This is a genomic window from Lentzea sp. HUAS12 (genome assembly GCF_024125735.1).
GTDB classification, from domain to species: Bacteria; Actinomycetota; Actinomycetes; order Mycobacteriales; family Pseudonocardiaceae; genus Lentzea; species Lentzea albida.
In genome coordinates this window covers 7982299-8008465 of record NZ_CP099738.1, presented here as the reverse complement: position 1 = coordinate 8008465, position 26167 = coordinate 7982299, and the positions used below count along the sequence as shown (strand labels likewise).

Below are 26167 nucleotides of genomic sequence, written 5' to 3'. Positions count from 1 at the left end.
TGATCCGCATTCGGTTGTCAGGAAGGGCGATTGCCGTACTTTCGGCCGACGCCCTGTCCATTCGGTCAGCCGCTCATTCGCCCGTCTGGCCGTCGACCGCCTCGCGGAGGAGGTCCGCGTGGCCGTTGTGACGGCTGTACTCCTCGACCATGTGCGTGAGGATCCAGCGCAGGCTCACGGTCCGGTCGTCTCCGCGCCACGGCTTGCGCTTGGCCGGCTGCCCCAGGTCACCGGTCTCCAGCGCCTCCTCGACGGCCTTGCGGGAGCGCTCGACCTCGTCCTGCCAGAGCGCGACCAGTTCCTCGGCGGTGTGGTCGGCGGCCGAGTGCCAGTCCCAGTCGTAGTCGGCCTTCCAGTCGACGCTCTTCCACGGCTCCAGCGGCTCGCGGTCGTGCAGGACGGTGTGGAACCACTGCTGCTCGACGTACGCGAGGTGCTTCACCAGCCCGCCGAGGGTCATCTCGGACTTCGCGGTCTTCTGCGCGAGCTGGTCCGCGGTCAGGCCGCCGACCTTCCACGCGAGGGTGGCGCGCTGGAAGTCCAGGAAGCCGTTCAGGGTGGCGAGTTCGTCGCCATCGGTCGGGGGTTCGGGCCTGCCCTGCTCATCGAGATCGGTCATGGCCGAGATCCCAGCCGAAGTCGTAGGGTGCCACCACTTGGTTTAGACCAATTCAGGAGGCAGACGTGCGCATCCTCGATCTCGACCGCACCGGACTCGCGGCACTGCGCGGGCCGGACCTCTCGGCGGCCGTGGCCGCGTCCGAGGGCCGGACCGTGGTGGCCGAGGTGTTCGCCGACCGCGCCGCGCTCTCGTTCGACGGGCGGACCGGTGTGCACAACGCCGAGCTGATGGCGGCGTTCGGCGCCGACGTGATCGTGCTGAACATGATCGACCGGGTCTGGGACGGCACCACGTTCCGCTTCCCCGGCCTCGGTGAGCTCACGAGCCTGCACGAACTGGCGGAGCGGATCGGCAGGCCGATCGGCGTCAACGTGGAGCCCGGCACCGTTCCCGACCTGCGCAAAGCCACCCAGGACAACGCCCGCCGCCTCGCCGACGCGGGCGCGGCGCTCATCGTGCTGACGGCCAACCCGAGCACGGACGGCTCGCTCGACGGCATGGCCCGCGCGACCGAGGAGATCCGCACGGACGCCGCGCTGTGGGTCGGCAAGATGCACCACGCGGGGCACCCCGAACCGATCACCGCCGCCAAGCTGACGCGCCTCGTGGACGCGGGAGCGGACGGCGTGATCCTGCCGATTCCGGGCACGCTGCCCGGCGTGACCAGGGAAGCGGCCGCGGAGGCCGTCGCGGCCGTGCACGAGAAGGGCGCCGTCGTCATGGGCGCGATCGGCACGTCCCAGGAGGGCGCGCACACCAACGTCGTGCCGCACCTCGCGCTCACCGCGAAGGAGATCGGGGTCGACGCCCACCACATCGGCGACTGCTTCCTGCCGGGCATGGGCGACCCCGAACTGCTGTACGCCTACTCGGTCGCCATCCGCGGGCGCCGGCACACGTGGACCCGCATGGCGCGTTAGTCGAGCGGCCGCAGCACGCGGTCGAGCCACTCCCCGACCGACCGGCCGACGTCCGCCACCGATGCCTTCAGCGAGTGGTCGCCCTTGAGCAGCACGACCTCGCGGTGGTGCGCTCGTCCGGGCTGGCCGAACGGGTCGTTCTCGCCCTGCACGACCAGCGTGGCGACCTCGACGCCGTCGAGCTCGGACATCCGCGACTTCTCCGGCTTGCCCGGCGGGTGCACGGGGAACGCGAGGCACAGCACCGCCACGGCCTGGCCCTCGACCGACGTCCGGCAGGCCACGCGCGCGCCCGACGACCGGCCCCCGAACACCAGGGGCAGGCCGTCGAACCAGCGTTCGCCCAGGTCGTCGACCACGGAGAGCCACGCCGTGTCGAGCTGGCCCGCGGGCGCCGGGGCACGGCGGCCCGCGACGCGGTAGGGCTGTTCGACCAGCGCCACGTGCACGCCGACGGAGTTGGCGGCGCGGCACGCGGCGACCAGGTCGGGAGCCTCGACGCCACCGCCGGCGCCGTGGCCGAGCAGCAGTGCGGCGCGCGGTTCGTGGGCACAGTGCAGCGAGGCCCGCGCGGGGCCGTGCGGCGTGTCCACCAACAGCGTCGTCACGACAGCGCTGCGCGTTCGATCAGGGAGGGGTTGTTGTTCTTCACGCTGTTCACCTCGGTCGAGACCGGGCGCAGCTCGAGCGCCTCGACGATCGACAGGTCCGGCTTCAGCAGTTCGGACGGGTCGAGCGACGCCGGGTCGAGCCACGCCGACCAGCGGTCCTGTGGCAGCAGCAACGGCATGCGGTTGTGCACCTCCGTCAACGCGCCCATGGACTCCGTGGTGAGCACCGCGCACGTTACGGTCGGGACGTCGTCCTTCCACCACACGGACCACAGGCCCGCCATCGCGAGCGACGTGTCGTCCCCGAGCGTCATGAAGTACGGCTGCTTGCGCCCCTCGGCCGCCTGCCACTCGTACCACCCGGCGGCGGGGATGATGCAGCGCCGCTTCATCGCCGACTGCTTGTACGCGGGCTTGCTGAGCACGGTCTCGGCACGGGCGTTGATCATCTTGGCCGCGCCGGACAGGTCCTTGGCCCAGTGCGGGACGAGGCCCCAGCGCATGACGCGGATGCTGCGTTCCAGCTCCTCGTCCTCGGGCTTGCGCTCGACGACGGCCAGGACGTGCTTGGTCGGCGCGACGTTGTAGTCCGGGCCCGGTGCCTCGTCGCCGGTCCCGTCCACCGCGTCGAACTCGGCCGCCAGCAGCGCCGGGTCCTTGGTGGAGGCGTACCTACCACACAAAACCGATCACCTCCGAAGTTGCGATAATCCCACGTCCGGCACACCGGTGCGAACTGTCCCGGTGCGGATGCGGGATCATTCGTGCATGACTCAGCACTGGTCAGCCCCCAGCGCGTCCGGCCCAGTCCACTCGACGGTGCCGGTGCCCGGCTCGAAGTCGATCACGAACCGCGTCCTGGTGCTCGCGGCGCTGGCCGACGGGCCGTCCACGGTGCACGCGCCGTTGCGCAGCCGCGACACGGTGCTGATGACGGCCGCGCTGTCGTCCCTCGGCGTCGGGATCACCGACCGCGAGGACGGCGGCTGGGACGTCCTGCCGGGTCTGCTGCGCGGTCCGGCCGACGTCGACTGCGGCCTCGCCGGCACGGTCATGCGCTTCCTGCCGCCCGCCGCCGCGCTGGCCGAGGGCGAGATCCGGTTCGACGGCGACCCGCACGCCCGCGTGCGGCCGATGAGCACCGTGCTGGGTGCGCTGCGGTCGCTGGGCGTGGAGGTCGACGGCGACGCGCTGCCGTTCACGTTGCACGGCACGGGATCGGTGCCCGGCGGTGAGGTGACGATCGACGCGTCGGGCTCGTCGCAGTTCGTCTCCGGGCTGCTGCTGTCCGCCGCCCGGTTCGACAAGGGCGTGACGATCCGGCACGACGGCAAGCCCGTGCCGTCGTTGCCGCACATCGACATGACGGTCCAGACGCTGCGTTCGGTCGGCGTCGAGGTCGACACGAGCGTGCCGAACGTGTGGCGCGTCGAGCCCGGCGTCATCAAGGCCCGCACGTGGCACGTCGAGCCCGACCTGTCGAACGCGACGGTGTTCCTGGCCGCGGCCGCGGTGACCGGTGGCGAGGTGACGATCCCGCACTGGCCCTCCTCGACCACCCAGCCCGGCGACGCGGTGCGCGGCATCCTGGAGCGCATGGGCTGTGCGGTCGAGGTGTCGGAGCGCGGGCTGACCGTGCGCGGACCCGGGAAGCTGTCCGGTGTGGACATCGACCTGCGCGACGAGAGCGAGCTGACGCCCACCGTCGCCGCGCTGGCCGCACTGGCCGAGGGGCGCACGACCATCCGCGGCGTCGCGCACATCCGCGGCCACGAGACGGACCGGATCGCCGCTCTGGTGAACGAGATCAACGCGATCGGCGGCAACGCCTCCGAGACCGAGGACGGCCTGGTCATCGACCCCGTCCCGTTGCACGGCGGGGTGTGGAAGGCCTACGCCGACCACCGGATGGCGACCGCGGGCGCGATCATCGGCCTGGTCGTGCCGGGGATCGAGGTCGACGACATCGGCAGCACGACCAAGACGATCCCCGACTTCCCCGGCATGTGGGACGCCATGCTCACCGGGGGCGCGTAGAAGTGGGCAAGCGGGACTGGCGCAAGCTCGACGAGTCCGACGTGCGCGTGCGCCCCGGCAAGGGCACGAGGCCGCGCAGCAAGAGACGCCCCGAACACGCGGACGCCGAGACCGCCATGGTCATCGGCGTCGACCGCGGCCGCTGGACGTGCGCGATGGAGTCCGGTGCCGTCGTCACGGCGATGCGTGCGCGCGAGTTGGGCCGCACGCCCGTGGTGGTCGGCGACCAGGTCGGCATCGTCGGCGACACGTCGGGCCAGCCGGACACGCTGGCCCGCATCGTGCGCGTCGAGGAACGCACCTCGGTGCTGCGCAGGACCGCGGACGACACCGACCCGTTCGAACGGGTCGTCGTCGCGAACGCCTCCCAGCTCATCATGGTCGTGGCGCTGGCGGACCCGCCGCCGCGCACGGGTTTCATCGACCGCTGCCTGGTCGCCGCGTACGCGGGCGGCCTGGAACCGGTGCTGTGCCTGACGAAGTCCGACCTCGCCTCCCCGGACTCGCTGCTCGCGCTCTACACCGAACTCGACGTCCCGGTGGTCGTCACGCGCTCCGACGAGGAGCCCGCCGCACTGCGGGCGCGCCTGACCGACACGGTGTCGTGCCTGATCGGCCACTCCGGCGTCGGCAAGTCCACCCTGGTCAACAAGCTCGTGCCGGACGCGAACCGCGCGGTCGGCGTCGTGTCCGGCGTCGGCAAGGGCCGCCACACCTCCACCCAGGCCGTGGCGCTGCGGCTGCCCGAGGGCGGCTGGGTCGTCGACACCCCGGGCATCCGCTCGTTCGGCCTCGCGCACATCACGCCGGACGACATCGTGAAGGCGTTCCCGGACTTCGCCGAGGCCGCCGAGGAGTGCCCGCCCGGCTGCGGCCACCTCGGTTCCCCGGAGGACCCGGGCTGCATGCTGGACGAGCTGGTGCCGGACGCGCCGGGCCGTCTCGCGTCGTTGCGGCGGCTGCTGGCGTCCCGGGCCGGCCGCGACGATTACGCGGATTGAGGTTGCGCCGATCAGTCACACTTCCCCCGTGAACAGACTTCTGGGGATCGCCGTGCTGTGCGCTGCCCTCACCGCGTGCACGGCCGAGATCCCCGGACCACCACCGAAGCCGGTGCCGACGACGTCACCGCGGATCGACAAGCCGCGGAACCTGGCCGCGTTCGACCCGTGCAAGGCGCTGCCGACCGACGGCAGCCAGTGGTTCCTCGACCCGCCGTCCGCACCACCCGCGGCGGAGAAAGCAGGGCTCTGCAAGTACACCTTCGGCACGCTGACGGTCCTCGTCAGCCTGCAGGAGGTCGAGTACGACGAGGTCAAGAAGGACAACCCGAACGGCCACCAGGGACAGATGGACGGCCACACCATATGGTTCGCGTGCGACACCGACGCGTCCAAGCTGGATTGCGGGGTGTGGGCGGCGGTCGGCTACGCGCGCACGCTCACCATCACGATGCAGGACCCTGACAGCGACGAGTCGTGGATGCTGCGCATGCGCACGATGCTGGTCCAGTACGTGCTTGACCGCCTGCCGAAGTCGTCGTGAGTCGCGGGGATGAAAAGGTTGCCCTCATGATCCGACTGGTTCCGGTGCTGCTCCTCGCCCTGACTGCCTGCTCGACCCAGCAACCTCCCGCAGCCCCGGCCTTCGCCGACACCGACCCGTGCGCGCTGCTGCAGTCCGGCGACGCGGGCCAGCTGAACGGCACCCCGGCCAAGGGCGAACGGCAGTGCGACTACCCGTTCGGCGCGCTGACCGTGCGGTTGAAGCTGGTGAGCGCGAAGTACGCGGACGAGTCGCAGAAACTGCTGGCCGACGGGGGCTACGGCGGTGTGATCAACGACCGGCCGCTGACGCGCAAGTGCGTCGACTCGTCGGGCGAGGTGACGTGCGACGCCGTCGTGGAGGTGCGGGACGGGGAGCTCATCGGGCTGACCGTGCTGCAGCGCAGCCACGACCTCAACGCCGTCGGCCAGGCGACGCAGGGGCTGGCGGCGAAGGCGTTGGAGAGGCTGCCGAAGTGAGGCTCGCCGGCGCCTACGAGCGACCGGACCAGGCCATGGAACTGCTGGTCAGCGACGGGCGCTCGGCGGCGGTGACGTGCGCGACCATGCAGAACGGCATGCAGTGCGCCGAGATCGTCGCGATCAACGCCACCGAGGCGTTGGAGGTCGTCGGGGCCGGCGCCAACAGCGGTCAGGTCGCGAAGGCCGTCCAGGACTACGCGGGAAAGGCCTTCAAGCGGATGGTCGTCACGTTCTGACGCGCTGTCCCGTCCACTGGTCATGAAGGTCTTCGTGATCGGTGCGACAGGTGTCCTCGGACGGGAAGCGGTACCGCGGTTGCGGGCGGCGGGACACGAGGTCGGGGTGCTGGACCGGCACACGACCTCGATGTTCGACGTCGACGGGCTCGCGGCGGCGCTGGCGGGCCACGACGCCGTCCTCAACCTCGCCACGCGCATCCCGCTGAGCGCCAAGGCCGTGCTGCCGAGCGCCTGGGCGGAGAACGACCGCATCCGCACCGAGGGCAGCGCCGCGCTGGTGGAGGCGGCGACCAGGGCCGGCGTCGGCAGGGTCGTGCAGGAGGGCATCTCGTTCGTCTACGCGGACGGCGGTGACCGGGAGCTCGACGAGAGCGCGCCCGTCAAGCCCGTCGGGCACATCGCCAGTTCAGTCGCGGCGCAGCACAACGTGCTCCAGCACCCCCGTGGTGTGTTCCTGCGCTTCGGGATGCTGATCGGGGGTGAGGCGATGTCACCGCCGGTGCTGATCGGCGACGGCTGGATGTCGGTCGTGCACCCCGCTGACGCCGCGGCGGCCGCGATCGCCGCCCTCGGCGCGCCCCACGGGATCTACAACGTCGGCACGCCGGTGCTCAAGCGGGACCTGGGGATCACGCGCCTGCCGCGGTTCTTCGGCAGGACGACGGCGGTGTTCGAGGTCTTCAGCCGTTCGCAGCGGGTGGTGAGCACGAAGCTCACGGAGGCCACCGGCTGGAAGCCGCAGCACTAACCCATGTGCGGGTAGCGGTGGTCGGTCGGCGGCACCAGGGTCTCCTTGATCGCCCGCGGGCTCGTCCACCGCTGCAGGTTGTAGATCGAGCCCGCCTTGTCGTTGGTGCCGGACCCGCGCGACCCGCCGAACGGCTGCTGCCCGACGACGGCACCGGTCGGCTTGTCGTTGACGTAGAAGTTGCCCGCCGCGAACCGCAACGCGCGGTGCGCCTGCTCGATGGCCGTGCGGTCACGCGCGAAGACGGCGCCGGTCAGCGCGTACGGCGTGGACGTGTCGATGGTCTCCATCATCGTCGGGAAGTCCGCGTCCTCGTAGACGTGCACGGCGAGGATCGGGCCGAAGTACTCGGTCGTGAAGATGTCGTGGTGCGGGTCGGTGCCGAGCAGCACGGTCGGGTCGACGAAGTAGCCCACCGAGTCGTCGCACGAGCCGCCGGCCAGCACCTCGACCGAAGTGGACGCGGACGCCATCAGCAGCGCCTCCTTGTGCTTGGCGAACGCGCGGGCGTCGATGACGGCGCCGCCGAACACCGACAGGTCCGTGACATCGCCGTAGGACAACGACTTCGTGACGTCGAGCAGCTGGTCGCGGACCCCGCCCTCCCAGAGGGACCGCGCGACGTAAGCGCGGGAGGCCGCCGAGCACTTCTGGCCCTGGTACTCGAAAGCACCGCGCACCAGGCCCGTGACGAGCGCCTGCGGATCGGCGGAGGCGTGGGCCAGCACGAAGTCCTTGCCGCCGGTCTCGCCGACGACGCGCGGGTAGGCGCGGTAGACGTCGAGGTTCGCGGCCATGGTCTGCCACAACGACTTGAACGTCCGCGTCGAACCGGTGAAGTGCAGGCCGGCGAAGTACCTGTCCCGCAACGCGACCTGGCCCAGCGCCTGGCCGTCGCCGGTGACGAGGTTGATCACGCCCGGTGGCAGGCCGGCCTCCTCCAGCAGGCGCATGGTGAAGTGCGCGGCGAGCTGCTGGGTCGGTGACGGCTTCCACAGCACCGCGTTGCCCATCAGGGCGGGCGCGAGCGGCAGGTTTCCCGCGATGGCGGTGAAGTTGAACGGCGTGATGGCCACGACGAACCCGTCGAGCGGCCGGTGGTCCATGCGGTTCCACACGCCCGGCGAGGAGATCGGCTGCTCCTCGAGGATCCGGCGGCCGAAGTGGACGTTGAAGCGCAGGAAGTCGATGAGCTCGCACGCCGCGTCGATCTCCGCCTGCTGCACGGACTTCGACTGGCCGAGGATCGTGGCGGCGTTCAGGGTGTCGCGCCACGGACCGGCGAGCAGGTCGGCCGCCCGCAGCAGCACGGCGGCGCGTTCGTCGAACGGCAGCTCCTGCCAGCCCGGTGCGGCGTGCTGGGCGGCGCGCATCGCGTCGGCCACGTCGGAGGTGCCTGCCTGCGCCGTCACGCCGAGGACGTGCCGGTGGTCGTGGGGCTGCACGACGTCGATGCGGTCGCCGGCGCCCATGCGCTGCTCACCGCCGATGGTCATCGTCAGCTCGTGCGTGGTGCCTTCGAGCTCGGCGATGCGTGCTTGCAGACTCGCCCGTTCGGCGCTACCGGGTGCGTAGGTGCGCACGGGCTCGTTGACCGGTTCGGGTGCAGACGTGACCGCGTCCATTCCCCCATCGTGGCACGCGGTAGTAGGGTCCGTCGGGTGGCGCGGGTGACTGGCATCGGCGGGGTTTTCCTGCGTTCACGGGATCCCGTGCGCTTGGCCGCCTGGTACCGCGAGAACCTGGGCGTGCCGATGAGCGAGAAGGGCACCGTCACCTTCCACTGGCTCGACACGGCGTCGAACGAGTTCCCCGGCACGACGACGATGGCGTTGTTCGCGCAGGACACGGAGTACATCGGCGAACCCGACCAGCGGACCATGCTGAACCTGCGGGTGGACGACCTGGTGTCGCTGATGGCGAAGCTCAAGGCGCGCGGTGTCGAGGTGCTCCCGGAGACCGAGGACTCGGAGTTCGGGCTGTTCGGGTGGTGCGTCGACCCGGAGGGCAACCGGATCGAGCTGTGGGAGCCCGCGGAGGGGATGTAGGTGCTCGACGAGGCCGCGAACGCGCTGCGGGAGTGGCAGCACGACGACCAGCCGTTCCAGCTCCACCCCGGAGACCTGGGCTGGTACCGGCGTTTCGGTGCCGAGGCGACCGGGGACGCGATCCGGATCTGGCGCGGCGGCGGGCGGGTCGTCGCGGTCGGGCTGCTGGACGGCGCCGACCTGCTGCGGTTCACGATCGCGCCGGACGCGCGTGCCGACGAAGAGCTGGCCGTGCGGCTGGCCGACGACATCTCCTCGCCGGAACGCGGGGTCCTGCCCGCCGGGACCGTCTACGTGGAATCCCCGCGCGGCACGCGGTTCCAGGAGTTGATGTTCGAGCGCGGCTGGCAGTCCGACGTGCCGTGGACGCCGTTGCGGCGTGATCTCGGCTCGCCGGTGGAGGACCCCGGTGTGCGGGTCGAGGTGATCGGCGCCGACCGGGCCGACGTGCACGCCGCCGTGGTGCGGGCGTCGTTCGAGAAGTCGACGTTCACCGAGGACCGCTGGCACGCGATGGCGGCCGGTTCCCCGTACGCCGACGCCCGCAGCCTGGTCGCTTTCGACGGCGACGACGCGGCGGCGGCGATCACCGTGTGGTCGGCGGGCCCCGGCAGGCCCGGGCTGGTCGAACCGATGGGCGTGCACCGCGACCACCGGGGCAAGGGGTTCGGCAGGGCGATCACCCTCGCCGGGGCGGCCGCGTTGCGCGCGCTCGGCTCGTCGTGCGCGCTCGTCTGCACGCCCAGTTCGAACGCGGGCGCCGTCGCCACCTACCGGGCAGCGGGGTTCACCGCGCTGCCCGAGGTGCACGACCAGCGCCGTTAAAGCAGCTCCAGCACGAACGGGAGTTCCTGCGCCGCGTACCAGGCCAGTTCGTGGTCCTCGGCGCTGCCCAGCGTGAACTCGGCGTCCGGGTCGCCCAGGTCCGCGGCGTCCACGACGTCGACCGCCGCGCGCACGTCCTCCTCGGCCTCGGCCGTGTCGAGGTGCACGGAGGCGACGTCCTTCAGCGTGAACGAACCGCCGACCTTCACGACCGAGAAGTCGAGGTCGGGGCGTAGCGTCACGTCGTCCATGTCGACGGCGAGCACCGCGCGCCGCGGCTCGGCCTTCTCGTCGGCGGCCAGCAGCCGCAGGGAGGCCCGTGCGGCGTCGAGCATGGCCGCGTACTCCAGCTCCTCCGTGTCGCCCGCCGCGTAGGACTCGCGCAGCGCCGGCGTCAGCGCGAAGGCCGTGCCGGTGACCGGCGCCAGTTCGCCGCTGTCCACGAACTGGCGCAGCATCGGCACCGTGGCCGGGATGTAGACCCTCATGCGCTCGCCGTCCCCATCAGTTCCTCCACCGACTCCTCGACCATGGTCGCGAGAACGTCCACATCGGACATGGCGTCGCGGTCGCCGTTCAACCCGAAGTACACACCGCCGTCGTACGACGTCACCCCGATGGCCAGCGCCTGGTTCCTGGCGAGCGGCACGACCGGGAAGATCTCGGTCATTCTCGCGCCCGCCGCGTACAGCGGCACCTGCGGGCCCGGGACGTTGGTGACGATCACGTTGAACAGCCGGCGGCTGAACGAGCTCGCGGCCCGCGCGCCCATCGCGTGCAGCGTCGGCGGCGCGAAGCCGGAGACCTTCACGAGCGCGTCGGCGGCCACGGACTGGCCGGACTCCAGGTGCGCGCGCATCGCGTGGCTCACGTGGTGCAGGCGCACCACCGGGTTCGGTTCACCGACCGGCAGGTCGACCAGGTAGGCGCTCACGTTGTTGCCCGACTCCGGGTCGGCCTCACGGACGCTCAACGGCGCCATGGCGCGGATCGTGGTGCTGCCGGTGACGTTCTCGCCGCGGCTGAGCAGCCAGTTGCGCAGGGCACCGGACAGGGCGGCGAGCACCACGTCGTTGACCGTGCCGCCGTGCTGCTTGCGGATGGCGCGCAGGTCGTCGAGCTGGGCGCGCGCGACGGCGAACCGGCGCTGCGGCGACGAGATGCGGACGTTCAGCGGCGTGCCGGGCGCGGGCGTGGCGGCCGTGCGGACCGCGCTCGCGAGGACGCTGAACGCGTTGAACACCTTCTCGACCGTGTTGACGGTGTCGAGGGCGGCGCTGCGGACGTTCTCCACGAGTTCGCCGGGGCGCTGCACGATGTCGGTGACCGCGTCGGCGACCAGCTGCAGCGAGCTGGGCTCCGGCTGCGGCATCCAGAGGTTCTCGACGTTGGTGCGCGGCGTCGGCGAGACGTCCAGCATGACCTGGCCGATCTCCAGCGACGCGATGCCGTCGACCATGGCCTGGTGGGTCTTGGTGATGACCGCCGTCTGGTTCTTCTCGAGGCCCTCGACGAGGTAGATCTCCCACAGCGGGCGGGAGTGGTCGAGCGGGCGCGACATCAGGCGCGCGATCAGGTCGTGCAGCTGCGTCTCGTTGCCCGGCTTGGGCAGGGCGCTCCTGCGGACGTGGTAGGTGACGTCGAAGTCCGGGTCGTCGACCCACACGGGCCGTGCGATGCGGCCGGGGACGTGCACGACCTTCTGGCGGTAGCGCGGCACGAGGCTCAGGCGCTGCTCGATGAGGTCGACGAGCTTGTCGTAGTCGAATCCGGCCTTGGGCCTCTTGAACACGGCGACGCCACCGACGTGCATCGGCGTCGTGGAGCCCTCCAGGTACAGGAACGAGGCGTCCAGCGCTGACAGTCGGTCCGGCATGCACCCCAGCCTAGTGGCGTTCGCGGTCCATCAGCTTCTGAAGAGCGGCGCGTTCGCGCGGATCGCGGTCGTGCCGTGCCAGGCGGATGCGCGCGGCCTCCGGGATCGCGTCCTTCGCCTTGGGGTCCACGTTGGCCATGAACGACCGGAGGAACCGCCAGCGCGTGAGCTTCTTGACGGGCGCGAGGTGGGCGACGGCGAGCGAGACCCAACTGAGCGCGACGTCGAGCCTGCGGTCGCCCTTCGTGGCGCTCGCCCAGTCCAGGACCACGGGGCCCTCCGGGCCGAGCACGACGTTGCCGGGGTGCAGGTCGAGGTGCAGCAGGTCGCCTTCTCCGCTGAGGAAGTCGGGCGCCGGGATGACGTCGAGGCGGTGGTGCAGGTCCGCGAGCTCCTCACCGAGCCCACCGGCGAGCCACGGCCTGCGGCCGATCTCCTCCGACATCCGGGGGCCGGGCACGTACTGCATGACGAGTTCGTCCGCAGTGGCCTCGTGCACCCGCGGGACGGGGATGCCGTACCCGCTCAGGTACGACATCATCTCGGCCTCGCGCCGCAGGTCACGACCGGTGCGCGTGCGTTTGACGAGCAGCCCGTCGGACCGGATGAACACGTCCGAGTCCTGACCGCTCGCGAGATGTTGACGTTGCGCGACGCTGCGCATACCTGCCGTCATGTGACGATCATCATCGATATGATCCGAAACACAAGGGCCGAACGGCTCTAGTGGAGCTCTTCACCCGTTTGAGCCCGAGGTGGGGGGCTCTGTCACCCTCTTCCTCGTGGAGATCTCGCCCAAGGACCGCTTCGTCACCGTCTACGGCCGCAAGCCAGTGCTGGAAGCACTGGACGACCCGGCGCTCTCGGTGGACAAGGTGGTGCTCGCCGACACCGCGCGCGGCCCGGCGGCGCGCGAGATCCTCGACGCCGCCCGTTCGCGCGGGGTGGCCGTGCAGCGCGCCACCGCCCAGCGCGTGAAGGTGCTGGCGGGCAACGGCAAGCAGGACCAAGGCGTGCTCGCCGACGTGGTCGCGCCGCGCATGAAGCCGTTGGCGCTGGCGTTGGAAGAGGGCGGCCTGAAGTCCGTGCTGGTGCTCGACGGCATCACGACGCCCGCGAACGTCGGCATGATCCTGCGCACCGCGACCGCCGCGGGCATCGACGGCATCGTGGTGCCCCGCCGGGGCGTCGCCTCGATCGACCCGCTCGTGGTGAAGGCCTCCGCCGGAGTGGCTTTCCGAGCGCCCGTGTTGCGCTGCGGCACCTCGGCGGAGGCCTCCGCTCTGTTGCGCGCGTCGGGATTCCCGCTTCACGCGCTGGATTCCCACGCGTCCGACACGATCTATTCCGCTTCTTTTCCCGCGCGCGCCGCTTTCGTCCTGGGAAGTGAAACGGCCGGAATCACCGAGGACGTGCGTCCGCACATCACGTCGTGGCTTTCGATTCCGATGGCGGCGGGCGTGGAATCGCTGAACGTGGCCTCGGCGGCCGCCGTCCTGTGCTTCGAACTCGTGCGCCGGGCCCAGCCCTAGAGCCAGTCGACGTGGTACCCGTTGACCCGCGGGTACCCGAGCAACGACGTGCACTCGGCGACCGACGGCTCGCCCCTGACCCGGCCGACCGTGCCGTACTGGTCCCACACGCCCAGGCCGTTCGTGCAGTGCGCGACGGCCCGGAACCGCCCGGGCCTGCCGTCGTCGCAGTAGACCTCGACGGTGCGCCCGTCCCGCAGGTAGTCCTCGTAGCAACCGCGTTCTTGCGCCTGCGCGGGTGATGCGATTGCCGTGGCTGCAATGGCGACCGCAACACAAGCGACAATTCTTCGCATTTTCTCCCCTATGCAATCCGAAGGCCGACCAAATCGACGCTAGTGCGTTTCGGAATAAGGGGCAATGACGCTGCGGGGTGAACCCTCAATCGCGGAGCGCGATCGCTAGCAGGATCTCCAACTCCTCGAGGGTGGACCGTGTCGACCGATGGTGGACGCCGACCATGCCGGCCTCGACCGCGCCGTGGATGTTGACCGACAGGTCGTCCACGAAGACGCACTCACCGGGTTCGAGGCCGAGCTTCGTGGCCGTGAGCAGGTAGATGTCGACGTCCGGCTTCGCGAGCCCGACCTCACCGGAGATGATCGTGACGTCGAACAGCCCGTCGAGCACTCGCGGCGGCTGCCACCAGCCGTCCGCGTTGGACAACAGCGCGGTCTTGAGGCCGAGTTGCTTCGCCTTGCGCAACGCGGTGAGCAGCGGGGGTTCGGCGGGGTTGTCCTCACCGGGATCGGTCAGGACACCGCCGTAGTCGAGCACCAGGGCTTTCAGCACGCCTCGGACCGTACCCACTTTCGGGTGCTCGTTGTCCTGATCCCGCGGTTGACGCGCCTAGTCCGGCATGCCCCCAGTAGTACGTCGCCTGTCCCCGTATGAGCCACCCGTCGGCGCCGTCGCCCACGTCATCCCCCGGCCGCGGCCCAGGCCCGTGTGGGTTCCGGTGCCGGAGCCGCCGTCGCCGCCGCTGGATGCCGCCCGGTTGCTCGGCGTGGTGCTGGAGGTGCTGGACGGCCGGCGTGCCGCGCGGTTGCTGCGGGAGGTGGCGGTGCCTCCGGTCGCCGCCCGGCTGGCGGGGGCGGTGCAGGCCCGGAGCACCCGGATGGTGCGGGCGCCTCGGGTGTGCCGACCGGCTCGGTTCGTGGCGGAGGTTTCGGTGACCGTGCGGAGGGAGGGGCGGGTGTTCGCGGTGGCGGCTCGGGTGGAGCACCGGGGTGGGAGGTGGTGGTTCACGTCGTTCACGGTGCTGGAGTGAGTGGCTCGGGTTGGGCTGTGACGAGCCGGGTTGATTCATCGCCGCTTCGCGACGATCGCGATTGGGGCCGGATCACCACCGCTGATCAGAGCGCGTGGAGGTAGGACGCCTCGGCTTCGCCATCGCGTGATGCGCGAGGCGTGATGCCTCGTCCTGGTCCGCGCTGTCCTCATGGCCGCCACCCCAGACGCCCGCTGTCTTCCAGGCGCGCCGCCCCAGGCACCTGCCCCCTCGACACGCCGAAAAGCCGCGTGGGCCGCACCCTGGGGAGTGCGGCCCACGCGGTGGTGGTGCGGTCTGGCGGTGGGTCAGCGGTTCTTGTTCTGGCGGTTGTTCTTCGCCGCCTGGCGGGCCGCCTCGCGGCGCTCCTTGCGGGTGCCGCCCTGCTGGCCCGCCGCGCCGCCTGCCTCGGCGTGCTCTTCGACGCCGCCGTCCTCGGCCGGGCCGCTGTAGCTCAGGTTCTGCTGGCCGGGGGCGCCGAGGCCCTTGCCGCGCAGGGCGGGCGGGATGGCGTTGCCGCTGGCCAGCTGTGCCATGGCCGGGCCCGAGGGGGCCTGGGGCTGCTGCTGCGCCTGCTGCTGGGCGGCGGCCGCGGCGCGGGCACGGGCTCGGGCTCCGCTTCCGCCGCCGTTGCCCGACACCTGCGGGAGGGGCTGCGGGGCGGCGCCCACGGCCACGGGGACCTCGGGCTGGGCGGGCTCGGGCTCCGCCGCCTCCACCTGGAGGTTGAAGAGGAAGCCGACGGTCTCCTCGCGCAGCGCGTCGAGCATCGCGTTGAACATCTCGAAGCCCTCGCGCTGGTACTCGATGAGGGGGTCGCGCTGCGCCATCGCGCGCAGGCCGATGCCCTCCTTCAAGTAGTCCATCTCGTAGAGGTGCTCGCGCCACTTGCGGTCCAGGACGGACAGCAGGACGCGGCGCTCCAGTTCGCGCATCGCGCCTTCGCCGACGCGGCCCTCGATGTCGGCCTCGCGGGCGCGGTAGGCGTTCAGCGCGTCCTCGACGAGGATCTCGCGCAGGTACTCGCGCGTGACGTCCTCGTCGGACTCGAGGATCTCCTTCGGGTCCAGCGAGACCGGGTAGAGGGTCTTGAGGGCGGTCCAGAGCTTGTCGAAGTCCCAGTCCTCGGCGTAGCCGTCGGCCGAGGCGCCGTTCACGTACTCCTCGACAACGCTCACGATCATGTGCTCGACCTGTTCCCTCAGGTCTTCGCCTTCGAGGACGCGGCGGCGCTCGGCGTAGATCACCGTGCGCTGGCGGTTCATGACCTCGTCGTACTTGAGGACGTTCTTGCGGATCTCGAAGTTCTGCTGCTCGACCTGCGTCTGCGCGCTGCGGATGGCGCGGGTGACCATCTTGTGCTCGATCGGCACGTCGTCCGGCACGTTCAGGCGCGTCATGACCATCTCGACCATGGACGCGTTGAAGCGGCGCATCAGCTCGTCCTGCAGGGACAGGTAGAAGCGCGACTCACCGGGGTCGCCCTGACGGCCGGTGCGGCCGCGGAGCTGGTTGTCGATGCGGCGCGACTCGTGGCGCTCGGTGCCGAGCACGTAGAGGCCGCCGGCCTCGCGGACCTCGTCGGCCTCGGCCTTGCCCAGGGTCGTCAGTTCCTCGACGACCTTGGCCCACTCGGCCTCGTACTCCTCCGGCGTGGTCACCGGGTCGAGGCCGCGGTCGCGCAGCTCGTGGTCGGCGATGATGTCCGGGTTGCCGCCCAGCACGATGTCGGTACCGCGGCCCGCCATGTTCGTCGCGACGGTGACGGCGCCCTTGCGGCCCGCCTTCGCGATGATCAGCGCCTCGCGGTCGTGGTGCTTCGCGTTCAGCACCTCGTGCGGGATTCCCCTGCGCACCAACAGCTTCGACAGGTACTCGGAGCGCTCGACGCTCGTCGTGCCGATCAGGACCGGCTGGCCCTTCTCGTGCTTCTCGGCGATGTCGTCCGCGACGGCGTCGAACTTCGCCTCCTCGCTCTTGTAGACGAGGTCGGGCTGGTCCTTGCGCTGCGGCGGGCGGTTCGTCGGGATCGGGACGACGCCCAGCTTGTAGGTCTGGTGGAACTCGGCCGCCTCGGTCTCGGCGGTACCGGTCATGCCGCCGAGCTTCTCGTAGAGGCGGAAGTAGTTCTGCAGCGTGATCGTGGCGAGGGTCTGGTTCTCCGCCTTGATCTCGACGTTCTCCTTGGCCTCGATGGCCTGGTGCATGCCCTCGTTGTAGCGGCGGCCCGCGAGCACGCGGCCGGTGAACTCGTCGACGATCATGACTTCACCGTTGCGGACGATGTAGTCCTTGTCGCGGTTGTAGAGCTCCTTCGCCTTGAGGGCGTTGTTCAGGTAGCCCACCAACGGCGTGTTCGCGGCCTCGTACAGGTTGTCGATGCCGAGCTGGTCCTCGATGAACTCCACACCGAGCTCGGTGACGGCGACCGTGCGCTTCTTCTCGTCGTACTGGTAGTGGTACGACTTGGACTTCTCCTCGATGACCTCGAGGCGGTCCTTCTGCGACATCTGCGTCACGTCGATGCCGCGCATGCGCGGGGCCAGGCGCGCGAACTCCGTGTACCAGCGGGCGGACTGCTCGGCCGGGCCGGAGATGATCAGCGGCGTGCGGGCCTCGTCGATGAGGATCGAGTCGACCTCGTCGACGATCGCGAAGAAGTGGCCGCGCTGCACGCACTCGTCCAGGCTCCACGCCATGTTGTCGCGCAGGTAGTCGAAGCCGAACTCGTTGTTCGTGCCGTAGGTGACGTCCGAGTTGTAGGACGCGCGGCGCTGCTCCGGCGTCATCTCGGAGAGGATCGCGCCGACCGTGAGGCCGAGGAAGCGGTGCACGCGGCCCATCCAGTCCGCGTCGCGCTTGGCCAGGTAGTCGTTCGTGGTGATGACGTGGACGCCCTTGCCCGCGAGCGCGTTGAGGTAGACCGGCATGACCGAGGTCAGCGTCTTGCCCTCACCGGTGCGCATCTCGGAGATCTGCCCGAGGTGGAGCGCCGCTCCACCCATCATCTGCACGTCGTAGGGCCGCTGGCCCAGGGTGCGCTTCGCGGCCTCGCGGGCCACGGCGAACGCCTCGGGGAGCAGTTCGTCGAGCGTCTCGCCCTCGGCGTAGCGCTTCTTGAACTCCTCGGTCTTGCCGCGCAACTCGGCGTCGGAGAGGTCCACCACCTCGTCTTCCAGGTGGTTGATGTGCTGTGCGATGTTGCGGAGGCGCTTGAGCATCTTGCCCTCGCCGGAGCGGAGCAGTCGGGACAGCACCATCTGGATAGACCTCATCACCTGTATCGCGGCGCGCCCACGTCGGACGCCTTTCCCCTGCCCATCGTAGGCAAGTCGCCAAGATGTGTGCACGGACACAGGCGGATTGACGCCCCAGACCTGGTATGCGCAGGTCAGGTGCCGATTCTGCGATCTTCCCGAACCGCCTGCCGCCGGTGCCCCCACCACGGCTACTGCTGTGGAGAACGCATGAGGACCGCGTAAAGGTTCCTGGCTCGCGGGATTCCACCTTCACGGTGAACGACTGGGCGCCGAATGGGTCCGACCGGCGGTAGACGCACGCCGCCGCCCCGCACGCGAGGGGTGCGGGGCGGCGGCGGTCGGAGGAACGTGGGTTCGCGCGGGTCAGGCCAGCCTGATCACGCCGTAGTCGAATCCCTTCCGGCGGTAGACGACACTCGGGCGCCCGCATTCGGTGTCGGCGAACAGGTAGAAGTCGTGTCCGACCAGCTCCATCTCGTAGAGGGCCTGGTCGACGGTCATCGGTTTGGCGGCGTGCTCCTTCTCGCGTACGACGCGTCCGGGCAACTTGTCTTCGAGGCCCTCTTCCCAACGCTGCGCGGGCACTTCCGCCATGCCCTCGTAGTCGGCCTCGGGGGCGTCGAGCACCGCGGTCTTCGCGCGGCGCGACGTCATGCTTTCGCCGGCGGACGGTTCACCCAGTCCGCTTGTCGCTTCGGCCACCGAGATCGGGGCGCGGGCCCCGTGGTGGACGCGCCTGCGGTCGTGTGACCGACGCAGGCGGTTCTCGAGCTTCGCGACCGCAGAATCGAGCGCGGCGTAGAAGTCACCCGCGCAGGCTTCGGAACGGACCACGGGTCCACGTCCCTTGCCGGTGATTTCGACCCGCTGGCAGTTCTTCGACTGCCTGCGGTTCGGCTCGTGGAAAAGTTCCACGTCGTAGCGGATGACCTTGCGGTCGTAGCGCTCAAGCCGGGCCAGCTTTTCGGCGACGTGCACCCTGTAGTGATCGGGCACCTCGACGTTGCGGCCCTTGACGACGATGTCCATACACGACCTCCCTCGCTTTGCTGCGAGCTATGGCTGGACTGCATTTAAAGCGCCGTGGCGATCTTGGATCGCGGATGTGTCGCAGAGGGTCGTCTCCCTCAGCTCTCACGGCGCCAGGATCATGGGCTGTTCGCCTCCTCCCCGAGGGCCGGGAACGCTGATAGCGGTGCACGTTAGCTTGGGATTCACCGTCGCGTAAGCCCCCTTGCCGGGGGAACGACGAGTTTTTTTGGTGACTACGCAGCGCGACGACTGCGTGTTGTCAGACGTTTCCCGAGCGTGCTCCGAACCAAACCGCTCAGCCCCTCGCTCACCCGAACAGCGCAGGCCCGGACCGGCACTCGACGGCAGCGTCGCTGCGTCGAACGGCTCCAGTCGCGGCCTCATACCCAGCCAACGGGCGACCCGCGCGTCATGTTCCCGAAACCGGGGAGAGATCGATTCCGAACCACTCCGTGGACGCGAGTCGCACTTCTTCCGACCGAAGAGAGGGGCCGCAACGCCCGATCACGACCCAGTCACGCCCGGCTGAACGGCGGATTTCGCCCATTCGCGGACAAGGCAGTCGATCACCATCGGGGCGGCACGTACCGACATTTCCTCTAATAACCGCTGGTCAGCTCGATACGTGAATAATCGTTAACTACTCGGGGTGTCGGGACCCCTGAGCGCGGTCACCCCAGTAGGTGTGCGCGGCGACGATCCAGACCTCGATCAACCGGCTCGCGTGCGGACGCCCCAGTTCCGAAACACCGCCTCAACAGAGGCTGGGACAAACGGGGTGAAACGAGTTACAAGATCGCGGAACGTCGTCACAGAACTCGTGCCCATCAGGGGGTTCTCGCGTGGCGGAGGCCGTGCGGAGATCGACAACGTCACCTGAACTTCACTCGTGTGGGCGGTGCCGAAAGACCCCGCTGAGCCCCTTCCGCGAGCCCGCCCGGCCACGACCGCGATTTTCTGTCGGACCCCGCCGCCATCCTGGTCCCATGACAGCCATCGACGTCCTCGTCCCCGCCCTCTGCGCCGGCTGCGGCCGCGCCGGAACCGACTGCTGCGCCAGGTGCCTGGACGAGTTCGGCCCGCCCACACGCCTCCAGGTGCCCGGCGTGGGGCCGCCTGTGTGGACGCTGGCCGCCTATCAGGGCCCGGCGAGGGACCTGGTGCTCGCCTTCAAGGAACGAGGCGCACGGGCCCTCGCAGCGTGGTTCGGCGCCATGGTCGCCGCCGCCCTGGTGGCGGTCGGCCCTCCACCTTGGACGCTCGTGCCGGCGCCGTCCCGCCGCAGCGCCGCACGGGACCGCGGCGGCGACCACATGCTCCGCATCGCGCACGAGGTGGGCACCGCGGCCGTCGCACCGGTGCTGCGGCTCGCGCCGGGAGTGGCCGACTCGGTGGGGCTGACGGCTGTCGCGCGACGGCGGAACCTGGAGGGGCGGGTGGAGGTGTGCGGGCCGGGGCCGCCAGGCACCACGGTGCTGCTGGACGACGTGGTCACGACCGGGGCCACGGCGGCGGCTTGTGTGCGGGCTCTGCGGGAGGCCGGGGTGCGGACGCACGCGGTGCTGGTGCTGACGTCGGCTCGGCCGCACCGGGCTGGGCAGTAGGGGCGCCGCGGGCGACCCGAGCTGGCGCAGAAGCAGGCTTGAGCGGCTGGGCGCCAGCGGCTGGGCGTCCGTAGCAGCGCGGCAGGTTCAGGCGACGTCCTGTACGACACCGCGCCGCAGTGCGGCTGCCCCTCCGGGCTCGAGCGGCCAGGCCGTCGCGGCGGCCCTGTCAGCCCGGCGGCCGTGTCCTCACCGAGCGCGGCCACGTGTCACCGCCCGCCCTGCGCGAGCCCAGCCCTGTGCGAGCCCAGCCGTCACCCCGGCCCGGGGTCAGCCCGGGTAGAAGACCAGCGCGTTCGAAGGCACCCGGATCGTGCTCGCCCGCCACACGTCCGTGATGTCCGAAGCCGACCACAGCCCCGAGGAGTCGATCACCTGCACCTGCCGCGCCGCGGCCGCCGCCACCGAACCCACCGGCACGGTGAGGTTCGACTGGCTGTAGCGGTCGATGCGGTAGCCGTCGGTGTAGACCTTCGTCACCGGCCACGAGGGCAGCGAGGAGGAGACCGCCAGCACGTCCTGGGACAGCCAGTCGATCGACTGCACTGCCGAGCCGAGGTTGGTCGGCTGCAGCTGCCGGGGTGAGCGCAGGGCCACGTCCTGGTTGTTGCGGACCACCGACGCGATGTAGAGCTTGCCCGAGATCACCATGGCGGCGCGGGTGCCGTCGCGGGAGAGGCGGAGTTCGCTGATCGCGCCGAAGTCCTTGAGGTCGGTGACGTTGACGGCCTTCGCGGTCCAGCTGCCGTTGTCGGACCTGGTGACGCGCGCGACCGAGTTGCCGTTGACGGCGGTCCAGAACTCCGCGCCCGGTTCCTTGGGGCCGCTGGAGAGCAGCCACGTGGGTCTCGTCAGCGTGTTCGCGGTCAGGTCCACTTCGGACAGGTCCTGCTCCAGCTCGCCCACGCGCAGCCGCATGGCGCCGCCGGAGCGCGCGACCACGGCCAGGCGTGAGCCGTCGAGCGACTGCCCCGCCGAGACCACGTTGTACGCGCCGGCGCCCGCAGGGCCCTTGATCAGGTTGCCGTCGGCCAGCGACCGGACCGTCCCGTCCGACACGAGCATTCCCTGGAGGTTCGCGTTCAGCGCCAGCAACGCCTCACCCGCGGTCGCCGACACGTCGGACGGCCGGTAGTCGCGCTGGTCCGGCAGGATCTGCTGGCCGTCGACGAGCACGCGCACCCGCGACGACGTGATGCCCTGGTACGACTTCACGATCTGGGCCACGATCTGCTTGCGCTTCTCGGGGGTCATGTCCTTGCCCACGTTGGTGAGGTTCACCTCCAACGCGCCGTCGTCGGCCTCCAGCGTGTCCGAGAACTTCTGGGTCTCCGGGCCGAGCGAGCTCACCAGCGTGTCGCGCACCGCGTCGCCCGGGCCCGCGATCATCAGCTCGGTGACGCGGGTCGGGATGCTCGTCGCCGGCGGGATCACGACGTAGCGCGGATCCGGCACCAGCACGGTGAACTCGGGGTTGTAGAAGTACAGCGTCACCCGCTTGTACGTGGCGTTGAACAGGTTCTGCGGCATGTGCACGCCCGCGGGCGGCGTGGAGATGCGCCACTGGTTGTCGCTGTTGCGCTCGACCTTCACCGGGACGTCGAGCTTGCCGAGCTGCGGGACGAACGCGTTGTCGCTGCCCAGCCTGCCGACGTAGTTGCCCTGCAGCTGGATGGTCTGCGTCTTGTCCTGCGGCACCTGCGAGGTCGGCACCGGCACGGTCGAGAAACCGGTCTCGATGATGGTGGGGTTCTTGCTGTCCCAGTTCTTGCTGGCCTCGGGCGTCAGGAACGCGCGGGCGGCCGCGTAGTCGCCGTCCGGGCTCGCCGTCGCCTCGATGAAGTCGCGCACGAGCGTGAGCGGGTCGATGTTCGGGCGCGGTTCCGGCGCGGCCGGCATGTTGGACGACTTGTTGTCCTTCGACCCGATCGGTTTCGGCTGGGTGTTCGTCGGGATCGCGGCGCACCCGGACAGGGTCACGAGGACGAGCACCAACCACGCCAGCCGCTTCACCGCACTTCCTCCGAAAACTCGTCCGCCTTCGTGCCGGCCTTGTCCGCGGGAGGCCCGTCGACGGGCTCCGCCGGCTGCCAGGTGATCTCCTCCGGCCGCAGCTCGATCTCGCCCGGCTCCTCCTCGGCGATCGGTTCCTCGACCACCACGACGGGTTCGAGTTCCAGGGCGGGCGCGAGCGGCAGCGGGCTCTCGCGCAGTTCCTCGCCGTGCCTGCGGGGCAACGTCAACCGGAACACGGCACCGTGGCCGGGCTCGCCCCACGCCTCCAGCCAGCCGCCGTGCAGCCGGGCGTCCTCCAGCGAGATGGACAGACCGAGGCCGGTGCCTCCGGTGCGGCGGTTGCGCGACGGGTCGGCCCGCCAGAAGCGGCTGAACACCAGCTCGGCCTCGCCCTTGCGCAGACCGACCCCGTGGTCTCGCACGGTGATCGCGACGGCGTCGTCGTTGCCGCGCATGGTGAGCTCGACCGGCTGGCCCTCGCCGTGGTCGATGGCGTTCGCGAGCAGGTTGCGCAGGATCCGTTCCACTCGCCGGGAATCGAGCTCGGCGACGAGCTCGGAGTCGGGCAGATCCAGCACCACGGGCGAGTTGGCGGACGTCGAGATCGCACGCACCGAGTCGTGCGCACGGCGTGCCAGGACGCGGATGTCGACCTGGTCCGCGGTCAGCTCCTCGACACCGGCGTCCAGGCGGGAGATCTCCAGCAGGTCGCCCAGCAGCGACTCGAACCTGTCGAGCTCGTCCACGAGCAGCTCGGTGGACCGGGCGAGCCCGGCGGGGAACTGTTCGCGCGAGGCGTGCAGGACGTCCGCGGCCATGCGGACCGTCGTCAACGGCGTGCGCAGCTCGTGCGAGACGTCGGAGGTGAACCGGCGCTGCAGCTGCCCGAACTCCTCCAGCTGCTTGAACTGCGCCTGGATCGACTCGGCCATCTCGTTGAACGACTCGGCCAGGCGCGCCACGTCGTCCTCGCCGACGACGTGCATGCGTTCGTGCAGCGTGCCGTCCGCGAACCGCTCCGCGACCTCGGCCGCCTGGCGGACCGGCCGCACGACCTGGCGCGTCACGAGGTTCGCGATGAGGGCGAGGAGGACCAGCAGGACGATGCCGCCGACCGCGAGCGTGGACTGCACGACCTCGGCCGTGCGCTGCTCCGCGGTCAGCGGGAAGATCAGGTACAGCTGCATCGAGCGCGCGGACGTGCTGATCGGCAGGCCCACGACGAACAACGTCGTCGGCGTGTTGTCGCGCTGCACGGTGTGGATCTGCGTGCCGGAGCCGCCGTCCTCGACCATCTCGCGCAGGCCGCGGGGGACGTCGTCGAGCTTGCCGACCGACGGCACCCGCCCGACGCCCGCGGCACCCAGCCCGTCGGCCAGCACCGGTTCGAACGCGCCGGCGCCCGCCGTCGTGGCGTCGGTGCCGTTGCCGCCGACGGCGAGCTTGTTGATCGCGCTGGTGAACCGCGTCTGCACGCTGTCCGGGCCGGGGTTCAGCCCGACCAGGTCGTTCTGGATGAGGCTGCGCGACGCCAGCGCCTGGCGCACCGCGGCCTCGTCCTTGGTGCTCAGCAGCTGGTTGGTGATCTGCATCTGCAGCACCATTCCCAGCACGAACACCACGGCCGACGAGAGCGCGAGCGTGGACACGACGACGCGCAACTGCAGCGAACGACGCCAGAGGTCACCAAACGCGGCCCATCGCCTGCGCGCCTCCTCCACGAGGAACTGCGCCTTGGCGACGACCGGCCGTACGAACTTCATACGCCACCTGTCACGGAGGGCCGGCCTTGTACCCGACACCGCGGACAGTCAACACCACCTCGGGGTGTTCCGGGTCCCGTTCGACCTTGGAACGCAGCCGCTGCACGTGGACGTTCACCAGGCGGGTGTCGGCGGCGTGGCGGTACCCCCACACCTGCTCGAGCAGCACCTCGCGGGTGAACACCTGGCGCGGCTTGCGGGCGAGCGCGACGAGGAGGTCGAACTCCAGCGGCGTGAGCTGGATCGGCCTGCCCTCGCGCAGCACCTCGTGGCCGGGGACGTCGATCGTGAGGTCGCCGATCTGCAGCACCTCGGACGGCTCGGCCTCGGTGCGCCGCAGGCGCGCCCGGATGCGGGCGACCAGTTCCTTCGGCTTGAACGGCTTGACGACGTAGTCGTCCGCGCCGGACTCGAGGCCCAGCACCACGTCGACCGTGTCGCTCTTCGCGGTGAGCATCACGATCGGCACGCCCGACTCGGACCTGATCGCCTTGCAGACGTCGATGCCGTTCATGCCGGGCAGCATCAGGTCGAGCAGCACGAGGTCGGGCTTGAGCTCGCGCAGCGCGGGCAGGGCACGGGCACCGTCGGCGACCACCGCGGTGTCGAAGCCCTCCCCGCGCAACACGATCGTCAGCATCTCCGCCAGGGCGGGGTCGTCATCGACGACGAGCACGCGTGCCTTCATACCCAACATCGTTGCACTGCCGGTCGGGCGTTCGCGCACCGCCCACGCTCCGTTGCTGCTGGTGGCGGTGTGCGCTCGTTCGGTCACCGGCCGGAACTGTCGTTCCACGTACCCCACCTCGCCCCGTTTGACCTGCTCGTCGCGGGAGTAACCGCGCGAGCGCCGCCTTTCGTTACCCGGGCGTTGTCATGTCGTGCGGACGGCGGAGGCCAGCCAGATGCGCGCGTCACCCACCTTGTGCGGGTCGGTGATCGCGGGCACCGCGCGCTCGTGCCGCGCGGCCAGGTCGACCTGGTGGGTGACCTCGGCGTCCCAGCCGTAGCCGTCGAGCCACTCGACCGGATCCTCCACGTCGGACTGCCAGCGGGCGTCCAGCGCGTCGAACCGCCGGTGCACCGCCTGCATCTGCGGCAGGTCGTGGAAGGCGCGGTTGACGTGTTCGAGGGCGAGGGTGCTGCCGCGGGCGGACAGCGCGCTCACCCAGTAGAGGACCTGTTCCCCCGCGTCCGGCGGCAGGAACATGAAGAGGCCCTCCAGCAGCCACGCCGTGGGCCTCTTCGGGTCGAACCCCGCGCGGATGAGCGCTGTCGCCCAGTCGTCGCGCAGGTCGCACGGGACGACGACCCGGTCGCAGGCGGGCACGGCGACCTGCTCCCGCAGGGCGTCCTCCTTGAACTCGAGCAGCTCGGGCAGGTCGAGCTCGAAGAGTCTTGTGCCCGGCGGCCACTGCAGCCGGAACGCTCTTGTGTCGAGACCCGCCGCCATGACGACCACCTGGGGGTGGGCGGCGGCGAGCAGCTCGTCGTCGAAGTACCGGGTGCGCAGGACGAAGTGGTCACCCGCGAGGGTGCGCACGCCGTTGAGGTCGCTCGCGGAGCCGGCGGCCGCCACGAGTCCTGCGGCGTACGGGTCGTGGAAGAGGGGGTGCGGGTGGGTTTGCTCGTTGGCACGGGCGGCAGCGATCAGGACCGCCGTACGGGCGACACCGACCGGAGGACGCTGCAGGACACGCTTCAAATTCGATTCTCCTATCACTCACAGTGACATCC

Annotated in this window: 27 protein-coding genes; 12 read left to right on the top strand and 15 right to left on the bottom strand. The window is 70.3% G+C overall.

The window, feature by feature from the left end; genetic code table 11:
- Positions 1–73: 73 nt before the first annotated feature.
- Complete coding sequence (locus tag ND450_RS37570; protein ID WP_253322892.1) at positions 74–619, bottom strand: DinB family protein; 546 nt, start codon at positions 617–619, stop codon at positions 74–76.
- 65 nt (positions 620–684) lie between these two features.
- Between ND450_RS37570 and ND450_RS37565 the strand changes: the two genes are divergently transcribed.
- On the top strand, positions 685–1542 hold the full coding sequence (locus tag ND450_RS37565; protein WP_253322891.1) for a hypothetical protein: 858 nt from the start codon (positions 685–687) through the stop codon (positions 1540–1542).
- On the opposite strand, the gene ND450_RS37560 is transcribed toward ND450_RS37565, so the two are convergent.
- Together ND450_RS37560 and ND450_RS37555 are read right to left on the bottom strand one after the other, a co-directional pair.
- Positions 1539–2150, bottom strand: coding sequence for an alpha/beta family hydrolase (locus ND450_RS37560; RefSeq protein ID WP_253322890.1), 612 nt, complete (start codon positions 2148–2150; stop codon positions 1539–1541). The genes ND450_RS37565 and ND450_RS37560 overlap by 4 nt on opposite strands.
- A complete protein-coding gene (locus tag ND450_RS37555; protein WP_253322889.1) occupies positions 2147–2836 on the bottom strand; it encodes an SOS response-associated peptidase in 690 nt (229 codons plus the stop codon). Before ND450_RS37555 ends, ND450_RS37560 begins: the two co-directional genes overlap by 4 nt.
- Before the next feature lie 85 nt (positions 2837–2921).
- Between ND450_RS37555 and aroA the strand changes: the two genes are divergently transcribed.
- The 6 genes from aroA to ND450_RS37525 are packed head-to-tail and all read left to right on the top strand — an operon-like array spanning position 2922 to position 7204.
- Entirely contained in the window at positions 2922–4190 is a 1269-nt protein-coding gene (gene aroA / locus ND450_RS37550; RefSeq protein WP_253322888.1) for a 3-phosphoshikimate 1-carboxyvinyltransferase, read from the top strand.
- Between the two features lie 2 nt (positions 4191–4192).
- Positions 4193–5191, top strand: a complete 999-nt coding sequence (gene rsgA, locus ND450_RS37545; RefSeq protein ID WP_253322887.1) for a ribosome small subunit-dependent GTPase A — start codon at positions 4193–4195, stop codon at positions 5189–5191.
- A gap of 28 nt (positions 5192–5219) precedes the next feature.
- Positions 5220–5735: a DUF3558 family protein gene (locus ND450_RS37540; RefSeq protein WP_253322886.1), complete on the top strand. Its 516-nt coding sequence runs from the start codon at positions 5220–5222 to the stop codon at positions 5733–5735.
- A gap of 26 nt (positions 5736–5761) precedes the next feature.
- Positions 5762–6214: a hypothetical protein gene (locus tag ND450_RS37535; RefSeq protein WP_089914475.1), complete on the top strand. Its 453-nt coding sequence runs from the start codon at positions 5762–5764 to the stop codon at positions 6212–6214.
- On the top strand, positions 6211–6453 hold the full coding sequence (locus ND450_RS37530; RefSeq protein ID WP_253322885.1) for a hypothetical protein: 243 nt from the start codon (positions 6211–6213) through the stop codon (positions 6451–6453). Before ND450_RS37535 ends, ND450_RS37530 begins: the two co-directional genes overlap by 4 nt.
- Positions 6454–6475: 22 nt before the next feature.
- Positions 6476–7204, top strand: coding sequence for an NAD(P)-dependent oxidoreductase (locus ND450_RS37525; protein ID WP_253322884.1), 729 nt, complete (start codon positions 6476–6478; stop codon positions 7202–7204).
- On the opposite strand, the gene pruA is transcribed toward ND450_RS37525, so the two are convergent.
- Positions 7201–8829, bottom strand: coding sequence for an L-glutamate gamma-semialdehyde dehydrogenase (pruA, locus tag ND450_RS37520; protein WP_253322883.1), 1629 nt, complete (start codon positions 8827–8829; stop codon positions 7201–7203). The two genes, ND450_RS37525 and pruA, sit on opposite strands and share 4 nt — an antisense overlap.
- Positions 8830–8865: 36 nt before the next feature.
- Here pruA and ND450_RS37515 point away from each other — a divergent pair, with 36 nt between their 5' ends.
- Positions 8866–9252, top strand: a complete 387-nt coding sequence (locus ND450_RS37515) for a VOC family protein (protein WP_177229711.1) — start codon at positions 8866–8868, stop codon at positions 9250–9252.
- Positions 9253–10077, top strand: a complete 825-nt coding sequence (locus tag ND450_RS37510; protein ID WP_253322882.1) for a GNAT family N-acetyltransferase — start codon at positions 9253–9255, stop codon at positions 10075–10077.
- On the opposite strand, the gene ND450_RS37505 is transcribed toward ND450_RS37510, so the two are convergent.
- The 3 genes from ND450_RS37505 to ND450_RS37495 are packed head-to-tail and all read right to left on the bottom strand — an operon-like array spanning position 10074 to position 12629.
- Complete coding sequence (locus tag ND450_RS37505) at positions 10074–10565, bottom strand: hypothetical protein (protein ID WP_089914493.1); 492 nt, start codon at positions 10563–10565, stop codon at positions 10074–10076. The two genes, ND450_RS37510 and ND450_RS37505, sit on opposite strands and share 4 nt — an antisense overlap.
- Positions 10562–11953 carry a wax ester/triacylglycerol synthase family O-acyltransferase gene (locus ND450_RS37500; protein WP_089914497.1) on the bottom strand — a complete coding sequence of 464 codons (1392 nt, stop codon included), beginning with the start codon at positions 11951–11953 and terminating at the stop codon, positions 10562–10564. Before ND450_RS37500 ends, ND450_RS37505 begins: the two co-directional genes overlap by 4 nt.
- A 10-nt stretch (positions 11954–11963) precedes the next feature.
- Positions 11964–12629 carry a phosphotransferase gene (locus ND450_RS37495; RefSeq protein ID WP_253322881.1) on the bottom strand — a complete coding sequence of 222 codons (666 nt, stop codon included), beginning with the start codon at positions 12627–12629 and terminating at the stop codon, positions 11964–11966.
- A gap of 106 nt (positions 12630–12735) precedes the next feature.
- Between ND450_RS37495 and ND450_RS37490 the strand changes: the two genes are divergently transcribed.
- Positions 12736–13485: an RNA methyltransferase gene (locus ND450_RS37490; RefSeq protein ID WP_253322880.1), complete on the top strand. Its 750-nt coding sequence runs from the start codon at positions 12736–12738 to the stop codon at positions 13483–13485.
- Here the strand turns inward: ND450_RS37490 and ND450_RS37485 are convergent.
- A complete protein-coding gene (locus ND450_RS37485) occupies positions 13482–13781 on the bottom strand; it encodes a hypothetical protein (protein WP_253322879.1) in 300 nt (99 codons plus the stop codon). The genes ND450_RS37490 and ND450_RS37485 overlap by 4 nt on opposite strands.
- A gap of 85 nt (positions 13782–13866) precedes the next feature.
- A complete protein-coding gene (locus ND450_RS37480) occupies positions 13867–14277 on the bottom strand; it encodes an HAD-IA family hydrolase (protein ID WP_253322878.1) in 411 nt (136 codons plus the stop codon).
- Positions 14278–14443: 166 nt separating this feature from the next.
- On the opposite strand from ND450_RS37480, the gene ND450_RS37475 reads away from it, so the two are divergent.
- Positions 14444–14755 (top strand): Rv3235 family protein, encoded by a 312-nt coding sequence (locus ND450_RS37475; protein WP_253322877.1) that lies wholly within the window; start codon positions 14444–14446, stop codon positions 14753–14755.
- Positions 14756–15063: 308 nt separating this feature from the next.
- Here ND450_RS37475 and secA read toward each other — a convergent pair whose 3' ends face one another.
- On the bottom strand, positions 15064–18015 hold the full coding sequence (gene secA / locus ND450_RS37470; protein ID WP_253322876.1) for a preprotein translocase subunit SecA: 2952 nt from the start codon (positions 18013–18015) through the stop codon (positions 15064–15066).
- Positions 18016–18378: 363 nt separating this feature from the next.
- A complete protein-coding gene (hpf, locus tag ND450_RS37465) occupies positions 18379–19044 on the bottom strand; it encodes a ribosome hibernation-promoting factor, HPF/YfiA family (protein ID WP_253322875.1) in 666 nt (221 codons plus the stop codon).
- A 989-nt stretch (positions 19045–20033) separates the two neighbouring features.
- On the opposite strand from hpf, the gene ND450_RS37460 reads away from it, so the two are divergent.
- A complete protein-coding gene (locus tag ND450_RS37460; protein ID WP_253322874.1) occupies positions 20034–20651 on the top strand; it encodes a ComF family protein in 618 nt (205 codons plus the stop codon).
- A gap of 270 nt (positions 20652–20921) precedes the next feature.
- Here the strand turns inward: ND450_RS37460 and ND450_RS37455 are convergent, their stop codons facing one another.
- The 4 genes from ND450_RS37455 to ND450_RS37440 form a co-directional block, all read right to left on the bottom strand.
- Positions 20922–22664, bottom strand: coding sequence for an LpqB family beta-propeller domain-containing protein (locus tag ND450_RS37455; RefSeq protein WP_253322873.1), 1743 nt, complete (start codon positions 22662–22664; stop codon positions 20922–20924).
- Positions 22661–24430 carry an MtrAB system histidine kinase MtrB gene (mtrB, locus tag ND450_RS37450; RefSeq protein WP_253322872.1) on the bottom strand — a complete coding sequence of 590 codons (1770 nt, stop codon included), beginning with the start codon at positions 24428–24430 and terminating at the stop codon, positions 22661–22663. The genes ND450_RS37455 and mtrB overlap by 4 nt, the downstream gene beginning before the upstream one ends.
- Positions 24431–24440: 10 nt before the next feature.
- Positions 24441–25118: an MtrAB system response regulator MtrA gene (mtrA, locus tag ND450_RS37445; protein ID WP_030471262.1), complete on the bottom strand. Its 678-nt coding sequence runs from the start codon at positions 25116–25118 to the stop codon at positions 24441–24443.
- Between the two features lie 186 nt (positions 25119–25304).
- On the bottom strand, positions 25305–26135 hold the full coding sequence (locus ND450_RS37440) for an SAM-dependent methyltransferase (RefSeq protein ID WP_253322871.1): 831 nt from the start codon (positions 26133–26135) through the stop codon (positions 25305–25307).
- Between the last annotated feature and the right edge of the window lie 32 nt (positions 26136–26167).